The sequence below is a fragment of the Nocardia sp. AB354 genome (genome assembly GCF_049538315.1).
Lineage (GTDB): Bacteria > Actinomycetota > Actinomycetes > Mycobacteriales > Mycobacteriaceae > Nocardia > Nocardia nova.
This window is the reverse complement of record NZ_JBMVFU010000090.1, coordinates 1-328: the sequence shown is the minus strand read 5'-3', so window position 1 is coordinate 328 and position 328 is coordinate 1. Positions and strand designations below refer to the sequence as shown.

General features: G+C 66.5%; 1 protein-coding gene. It reads right to left on the bottom strand.

Going from position 1 to position 328, the window contains the following annotated elements; translation table 11 throughout:
* Nucleotides 1-328 (bottom strand): LLM class flavin-dependent oxidoreductase (locus tag ACPCUW_RS35225; RefSeq protein WP_423429704.1); only part of this gene is annotated, 328 nt, incomplete at both ends.

Below are 328 nucleotides of genomic sequence, written 5' to 3'. Positions count from 1 at the left end.
GCCGGCCCGGCCCGCATACCGAGCCACCACCGGACCACCCGCGGCGATATACACCGGAATCCCCGCCGGCGGCACATCGTAGATCGACGCGCCGACCGTGTTGTAGTACTGGCCCTCGAAATCGACCCGATCACCACTCCACAACGCGCGCATCAGATCCACCGACTCGCGCAACCGGGCGAAACGCTCCTTGAACTCCGGCCACTCCCCCTTGTAACCGGTCGCGATCTCGTTGAGCGCCTCCCCCGTCCCCACACCCAGCATGATCCGCTCCGGATACAGACACCCCAGAGTCGCGAACGCCTGCGCGATCACCGCCGGGTTGTAG